At 44.6% G+C, this 8,144-nt stretch carries 5 protein-coding genes; 2 read left to right on the plus strand and 3 right to left on the minus strand.

Annotated elements, in window-relative coordinates; translation table 11 throughout:
- Nucleotides 1-289 precede the first annotated feature (289 nt).
- Nucleotides 290-1,375, minus strand: coding sequence for an HD-GYP domain-containing protein (locus HPY27_RS29700; RefSeq protein WP_017246857.1), 1,086 nt, complete (start codon nucleotides 1,373-1,375; stop codon nucleotides 290-292).
- 165 nt (nucleotides 1,376-1,540) lie between these two features.
- Nucleotides 1,541-4,075, minus strand: coding sequence for a DNA gyrase subunit A (gene gyrA, locus HPY27_RS29705; protein ID WP_017246856.1), 2,535 nt, complete (start codon nucleotides 4,073-4,075; stop codon nucleotides 1,541-1,543).
- Nucleotides 4,076-4,636: 561 nt separating this feature from the next.
- Between gyrA and HPY27_RS29710 the strand changes: the two genes are divergently transcribed.
- Both HPY27_RS29710 and HPY27_RS29715 read left to right on the plus strand, forming a co-directional pair.
- Nucleotides 4,637-5,362 carry a response regulator transcription factor gene (locus HPY27_RS29710; RefSeq protein ID WP_174226578.1) on the plus strand — a complete coding sequence of 242 codons (726 nt, stop codon included), beginning with the start codon at nucleotides 4,637-4,639 and terminating at the stop codon, nucleotides 5,360-5,362.
- Nucleotides 5,359-6,723: a sensor histidine kinase gene (locus HPY27_RS29715; protein ID WP_017246853.1), complete on the plus strand. Its 1,365-nt coding sequence runs from the start codon at nucleotides 5,359-5,361 to the stop codon at nucleotides 6,721-6,723. The genes HPY27_RS29710 and HPY27_RS29715 overlap by 4 nt, the downstream gene beginning before the upstream one ends.
- Nucleotides 6,724-6,784: 61 nt before the next feature.
- Here HPY27_RS29715 and HPY27_RS29720 read toward each other — a convergent pair whose 3' ends face one another.
- A complete protein-coding gene (locus HPY27_RS29720) occupies nucleotides 6,785-8,059 on the minus strand; it encodes an MFS transporter (RefSeq protein ID WP_174226579.1) in 1,275 nt (424 codons plus the stop codon).
- Between the last annotated feature and the right edge of the window lie 85 nt (nucleotides 8,060-8,144).

An 8,144-nucleotide genomic window follows, 5' to 3' on the forward strand; every position in this document is an offset into this window, starting at 1 on the left:
TTTCTCGTCTCTCTCGAGGCGACTTTTCTATCTTATCATACCGCCTAGGCTTTTACAAGATGTTTTTTTAAAAAATCTTGTTCCGCTTAGCGGCGACAATTCAATACTTTATCAAACAATGCTCAAGAAGTAAATAGCTTATGTAACTTTTCTTCTTGAAGTGTTGCCTCAACCGAAGCGACAAGAAGTATCTTATCACGTATTTTTAAACAGCACAAGAGTTTTTTATAATAAAATTGAATTTCTTTAAATTATATTAAAAGAGAGGCGAATCACTCGCCTCTCTCCCTTACTGTTCCATTACTCTCATAATAGATAAATGTCGAGCTTCGACTAAGTTTACGATATTTCCACCTGTTTCAACCATTGGTCTCGTTGGGTGATTACGGTCTGTAAATACGATCTTCCCAATCGTTCCATCACTTAATTCGACTAGCGTCCCTACAGCGAATTGAGTGATCCCCTCCACAAATGTCCGAACAATGGTAGGATCAAGTTTCCCGAAGCTATCCTGCACTAATTGTTCCACGACTTGATAGGGTGACAGTGCCTTTTGGTGCACACGATCCGAGCTCATTGCATGATACACATCAGCCACGGCGACAATTTTACTGTATAAATGCAGTTTAGAACCAGGCAAACCTAGCGGATAGCCTGAACCATCTTCTCGCTCATGATGTTGCAAAGCCGCTAATGCTACACCTTCACTTAAACCGTGGGATGACTTAATAATTTGGTAGCCATAAACGGTATGCTTCTTCATCTCTTCGAATTCGTCTGGCGTAAGCTTCCCTGGTTTTTGCAAAATCCGCCGATCAATTTTCGTTTTTCCTATATCGAGCAATGTACCCGCCAATGCGACCTGCATCCATTCCTTTTCTGGCACCTTGACCCATTTTGCAATCATATAAGAAATCATCCCAACCGCTATGGCATGCTCGTAGGCATAGCTATCCATCCTTGCAAAGCGCCGAAGGGAGAGAAGGACTTGTGGTTGCTGCTGAAACTCCGTAATGATCGGCGTCACAACTTCTCTGACTTCCATAACGGGTATGTTATTGCCGCCTTGTACGCGGGTCATCAAATTTTTCAGTGTAGACACTGCTTTATCAAATGACTCCTGAAACACAGGTTTAGCTTGGATAAACTTATCAGAAGCTTCTGGCGTATCTGCCTTAGTTGGTTCACCTTGGTCAGTCCAAGCCCCTCCTGATTCCTCTACTTGTACCTGCTTGATCATGAACGCTTCTAAGAATTGAACTTCTCTTTCATAGAGAGGGGTTCCTTTTGCAAAAAGAATGCCTCCCAATGCTGTAAATACGTCTTCAGCCAATTTCGCTCCAAGAGTCAGTTGTTTCACTTCCACATTGGGCAACCTGCTCACCACCCGATCCAACTTGTTAATGATATAGTATCCATTTCCCAATTTTACTCCAAACCCAAACCATTTGCAGGAAAAAAGCACTGGGTAGAACAAACTTTCTGGACTTACACGAAAAAACGCCCCACATTATGCGGGACGCTTTCGTCGTGATTTTCTTTATTCCTCTGTCGGTTCGGTAGGTTCAGGAGGCTCGGTTGCTTCGACAGTCTCTCCGTCTTGCAGATCTTCGATTCTCTCTTCCACATCTTCATCCGTCATATCCTCTTCCTCAGTTGGAGGACACTTGGCGACTGATCCCACTTGCTCATTTTCAGACAAACGGATCAGTTTCACACCTTGCGTGTAACGCCCCATCACAGAAATACCTTTCATTTCTGTGCGGATGATGATACCGGAAGTGGTAATAATCATCAGATCCTCTTCAGGCTCAACGACTTTCAGACCAACGACCGGACCGCTTCGATCGGTTACATTGTGTGTCTTAATTCCTTTACCGCCACGAGATTGAATGCGGTATTCATCGACAGGAGTCCGTTTACCGTAACCATTCGCCGTTACAATGAGCACTTCTGCATTCGGTTTGATAACGTCCATATCGATGACATCATCATCGTCGTCAAGGGTAATTCCCTTCACACCAGTGGCGTTACGTCCCATTGTGCGTACGTCTCCCTCATTGAAACGGACGGACATGCCTTTGTGAGTACCCATGATGATTTCTTGTTTGCCATCCGTCAGACGAACACCAATCAACTCATCATCTTCGCGTAGGTTAACCGCAATCAGTCCGCCTTTGCGAATATTTTCATAGGACTCCAGCGTGGTTTTCTTAATAATCCCCTTCTTGGTCGCAAAAAACAGGTAATGTTCTTCATCAAACTCCTTCACAGGGATTACCGCACTAACCCGCTCCCCTTTTTCAATCTGAATGAGATTGATGATTGGGGTGCCTTTCGCTGTCCGGCTTAGATCAGGAATCTCGAATCCTTTTAAGCGATAAGCCTTCCCTTTGCTCGTGAAGAACATGATGTAATCATGCGAGTTGGTAATGTACAGATGCTCGACAAAATCGTCATCCTTGGTTCCCAAACCCTGCACGCCACGTCCACCACGTTTTTGCGAACGGTAGGTGGAAACAGGCAGACGCTTAATATAACCATCATGCGTCAGGGTAATGACCACATCTTCCTCTGGGATCAAATCAGCATCTTCGATATGATTCTCATCGAAAGTAATTTCCGTGCGTCTTGCATCGCCAAACTTCTCTTTGATCTCACCCAGCTCTTCCCGGATGATTGCATAGATTTTGCCTTCGTCTGCAAGAATAGAACGCAATTCTGCGATTTTCACCATGAGCTCTTGGTATTCGTTCTCGATTTTTTCTCGTTCCAAACCAGTCAAGCGTTGCAGACGCATATCGAGAATGGCCTGTGCCTGCTCGTAAGACAAAGAGTAATTTTCCATAAGTCCTGTACGAGCTTCTTCTGTGGTTTGAGAAGAGCGAATCAAGCTGATAATCTCGTCAATATGATCCAATGCAATGCGCAAGCCTTCTAAGATATGCGCACGAGCTTCTGCTTGCTTGAGATCGTATTCGGTCCTTCTGCGGATAATGACGCGTTGGTGCTCCAAATAGTAATAGAGCATGTCACGCAAATTCAATACACGCGGACGGCTGTCAACGAGCGCCAGCATATTCACACCAAATGTAGACTGCATTTGGGTATGCTTGAACAAGTTGTTCAAAACAACCTTTGGAATAACGTCGCGACGCAATTCCATCACAATGCGCATACCTTTGCGGTCAGACTCATCACGAAGGTCGGTAATGCCCTCGATTTTTTTCTCGCGCACGAGCTCCGCGATTTTTTCCACGAGTCTCGCCTTGTTCACCTGATAAGGAATCTCTGTTACGATGATGCGCGGTTTGCCTTTCCCATCCTCTTCAATCTGGGTTTTGGCGCGCATAATAATGGAACCACGGCCTGTTTCATAGGCACGACGAATACCACTGTAACCGAGAATCTCCCCTGCTGTAGGGAAGTCAGGTCCCTTGATAATCTTCATCAAATCTTGAATCGTAATATCAGGATTGTCGATCATGGCAATGACGCCATCAACAACTTCTGTCAGGTTATGTGGCGGAATATTGGTAGCCATACCTACAGCAATCCCTGATGCCCCATTCAAAAGCAGGTTCGGGAAACGAGAAGGCAATACAACCGGCTCTTCTTTGCGTCCGTCGTAGTTAGGAGTGAAATCGACCGTTTCTTTATCAATATCGCGCAAAAGCTCCAGCGCGAGCTTGGAAAAACGCGACTCCGTATAACGCATCGCCGCTGCCGGGTCGCCGTCTACAGAACCGAAGTTCCCTTGCCCTTCAACCAGCATGTAGCGCATGTTAAAATCTTGGGCCATACGTACCATCGCTTCATAGATGGAAGAGTCACCATGCGGATGGTAGTTCGCCATTACTTCCCCGACAACGTTTGCCGATTTACGGAACGGCTTGTCAGGAGTAAGGCCCATATCGTGCATGGCATACAAAATACGCCTGTGTACAGGCTTCAAACCATCGCGAACGTCAGGCAAAGCCCGACTGACGATAACGCTCATCGCATAGCTAATGAACGATTCTCTCATTTCGTGGCTAATATCGACTTTTGGAAACCGAGCAGTTTCTTCTGCCATAAAGGGTAAACCTCCAACTGGTTATCACAATACTTCATTATACCATATAGAGAGAGGACACGTCCAAAAAATCCAGTTGAATCAATCCATTTCCTCAAGATTTACCACCGATTTTGGTCGTATACACACGGATTTCGTAGTATCCCTAAATATTCCAGCCCTGTTTCAGGCTGGGTCATCGCACAAAACAAAAAAGGCCCCTACATTCTGGCCCCTACAATTTCATGTTATTTTACATGTATTTATGATCATCTTTACAGCTTCACGACCATTTCCAATTCGGAGGAGCGAATCATTGTCTTCGTATCGATTAACAATCCGAACGTAATCGCGATCATCTGTAGTAGTTTTCTCATGGTGTATCCCTCCGTTTATTGAATGTACTTTGATTTTACAGGGAATGAACACGTAGTCCCATCGATTTGGGTTTCAACTTCCTTACACTATTGTAAGAAACGTAAGAAAGTATGGGAAAAGTGTGGGAAATGTCTTCAATAACTGCTTATGTCGGTTTGAAGATGTACAATAAAGTGAGAATCTAAAGGTTCGCGGAGGAATCCTATGAAGACCTTTCACATTGCTATCGTAGACGATGACATCCATATTCGTCAGATCGTCGAAGCCTATCTTCAAAAGGAAGGCTATGTTACAACTGCACTTGAATCAGCCGAAGAGGCTATTACTTTAGAGCAAAAGAATCCTCCCGATCTATGGGTATTGGACATCATGTTGCCTGGTATGAATGGCTATGAGTTTTGCCGACGAATTCGTGCTGGTTCAGAGACGCCTATCATCATGGTTTCTGCTCGCGACGAAGAAGTAGACAAGATTCTTGGACTAGAGCTAGGAAGCGACGATTATCTCACCAAACCTTTTAGCCCTCGTGAATTAGTGGCACGCGTGAATCGGGCACTCCAACGTTGGAAACAGATGAAGTCTCATGCGGAAGAATCCCCTTTCATTGCAAAAGACAGTAACCCGGAAGAGGCTGCTAACAGCGCTCTTGTATTAGATAAGAAAAAACGTCTGGTCTATTCTTTTGGGGAGGAAGTAGAGGTGACCTCGAAAGAGTTTCAGGTGCTTAGCCTTTTATCGGAGCATCCGAATCGGGCTTTTTCCCGTGATGAGCTGCTCTCTCTTATATGGGGATACGATTATTTTGGAAGTGATCGAGTGGTTGATGATCTCATTCGTCGTATCCGAAAAAAGCTGGACAAGATCCCTATCGAAACCGTCTGGGGCTTTGGATATCGCCTGCGAACATTGGAAGGAACGAAGGATGAATGAGTATCCAATTTCGCATTACGTTGATGTTCGCCCTTCTTCTCTGTCTTGTTATAGGGGTATCAGCTGCCCTGATCAATTCGTTTTTGCTGGATAATTTAATCGAGCAGCAAAAGAATGAATTAAACCTAAAAGGTCGATTCTGGATTGAAAAAATGAACGAATCGAATGTAAAGATTGAAACTGAAGGAGTCGCAGAACTCGAAAAGCTTCTCGTCTCCAATCGCAAGATAGAAGTTTTGCTCTTAGGAAAAAAGAAAAAAGTGCTCTACACATCCCTGCCTTCTTCCAATTTGAATGAGTGGATGGATGCCCTTGAGCGTAAAGCGGAGAAAAGGCAAAATCGAAACATTTGGATGGTCGGTAGCGATGATTATGTGGTCGTTAACTTACCTTTTAAAAACGACGAAAAGCAACGACTGATTCTGGCCTCTCCTGTACGTGGACTAAAAGACATTCGTATGGAGATGACGAATAACATATTGCTCATCGTTTTGATTGGAGCCGTATCTACCATTTTGCTCAGCTTTTTTATTACGCGTAGTATGGTGAAGCCACTACATAAATTGACGAGAGAAATTAAAAAGGTTCAAGCACGTCGTTTTTCCGAAGTCCAACTCATTCCTGCTCGCGGTGAAATTGCTGAAGTCTCGAATAGTGTTTACTCCATGGCACAAGAGCTCGATCGTTTCCATGAAATCCAGCGGCAATTTTTACAGAATGCTTCCCACGAGCTAAAAACCCCTCTCATGTCCATTCAAGGATATGCCGAGGGAATTCGCGATGGCGTTTTTGTTGATGATGCTGCTGAAAAAGGTTTTGATGTAATTGTAGAGGAAACCAATCGATTGAAGCATATTGTGACTGAAATTATATTGTTGGCCAAGCTCGAAGGCGAAGAGAATTTGTTTGATCCCTCATGGCTTTCCGCTACTGACCTGGTGAATCGAGCCATTGAGCGTTTACACCCTTTGCAGCTCCAACACAATGTAACGATTTCAGTACGTCCGCCTAAAACCAATGACCTAGTGTACGTCGATGAAGGAAAGTTTCTTCAAGCCTTGTTGAATATCATTGGAAATGCTTTGCGCCATGCCAAGGATCAGATCACGATCGAAATCAAATCAGGCAAACGCCATCTCCAAATAGAAGTACAAGATGATGGTGAAGGCGTCGCGGAAGAGCTTCTCCCTCATTTATTTCATCGTTTTGTGAAAGGAAAAAATGGTGATGTCGGACTGGGGTTAGCTATTTCTCGAGCAATTATCGAACGTTCGCACGGCCGTCTCCAAGCAGAAAATGGTCCACTCCACGGCGCTGTTTTCCGTATCATCCTTCCCTTGTATTCGCAGCCTGAAAACTAACTAACACCCGAGTGATCTAGTGTCCACTCGGGTGTTTTTCTTTCAATCCATATATTTGCCTCTACATGTTCCCGGAAATTTTCGCCGTGAGCGCGTTCCTTCCAATCCGCATAACCAATACAGAAGCGATCAAGCAAAATATTCCCGCAATGATAAACATGATGAAGTAACTATTCAACATGGTATAAATAACTCCTCCACCGTAAGCGGCCACAGCAGCACCTAACTGATGTGCGGCTAATATCCACCCAAACAAAATTCCTGATTGCTGTTTTCCAAAAATATCGGTTGTCAACTTAAGTGTTGGAGGAACTGTAGCTACCCAATCTAGGCCATAGAAGACAATGAATATGCCCAAGGTAAACGTAGAAGAGGACAGTGCTGCAGGAAGCAGCATTAACGAAAATCCCCGTAAACCGTAATACCAAAACAAGAGCCAACGATTGTTAATTCGGTCCGATAGCCATCCCGACAATGTTGTTCCGATAATGTCAAAGATACCTATGAGAGCGAGTAAACTTGCAGCCGTTACCGCTGGAATGCCGTACTCCATACAAGCAGCTATAAAATGAGTACCGATTAAACCATTGGTAGAAAGACCGCAAATAAAAAAGCTTCCAGCCAACAACCAGAAATCAAAGGAACGAGATCCTCTTACTAAACCATCAACAGCTGCACGAAAAGGGTTTTGCTTAATGTCTTCTATTTCTTGATCAGCTTCTGTCGCACCAAATGCCTGAAGTCCCTTATCACTTGGTCGATCACGCATCAAGACAGCCACAATCGGAACCAAGATCAGAGCTGCTGTTGCAATCACCCACGATGCCGTACGCCAGCCATCTGATTCAGCCAAGCTCGCGAGAAGAGGAAGAAATACCAGCTGTCCTGTTGCACCGCTTGCTGTTAATATACCCATAACCAATCCTCGTTGCTTCACAAACCAGCGATTTGCGATCATTGCTCCTAATACGGAAGCCGTGCATCCTGAACCCAGTCCAACAACGACTCCCCAAAGTACAGTCAGTTGCCAGGAAGCCTGCATCCAAGTAGTGAGGGATGAACCCAATGCCAACAGGATAAGAGCAATGATCGTGATACGCCTTATTCCGAACCGATCCATGACTGCTGCCGCAAACGGACCTACCAATCCGTATAGCAATAGATTAATGGACAGCGCTATTGAGATAGAAGAGCGACTCCAGCCAAATTCTTGTTCAACAGGAACCATAAATACACCAGGAGCAGAGCGAATTCCAGCGCCAACCAAGAGAATGAAAAAGGTGACACCCGCAATGATCCAAGCGTAGTGGAGCCGACTCGAAGTAGCTTGTTTCATAATGACATGACTCCTTTTTTAAAATAATACGTCAGAAATTTCAGTTTTCAAATAGTACAAAAAAAACCATCCAAGCTGGATGGCC

It is taken from the genome of Brevibacillus sp. HB1.1, from assembly GCF_013332445.1.
GTDB classification, from domain to species: Bacteria; Bacillota; Bacilli; order Brevibacillales; family Brevibacillaceae; genus Brevibacillus; species Brevibacillus porteri.

Coding starts and splice junctions, on each gene's coding strand:
- HPY27_RS29720 (WP_174226579.1), bottom strand. CDS start 8,059: ATGAAACAAGCTACTTCGAGTCGGCTCCACTACGCTTGGATCATTGCG.
- gyrA (WP_017246856.1), bottom strand. CDS start 4,075: ATGGCAGAAGAAACTGCTCGGTTTCCAAAAGTCGATATTAGCCACGAA.
- HPY27_RS29710 (WP_174226578.1), top strand. CDS start 4,637: ATGAAGACCTTTCACATTGCTATCGTAGACGATGACATCCATATTCGT.
- HPY27_RS29715 (WP_017246853.1), top strand. CDS start 5,359: ATGAGTATCCAATTTCGCATTACGTTGATGTTCGCCCTTCTTCTCTGT.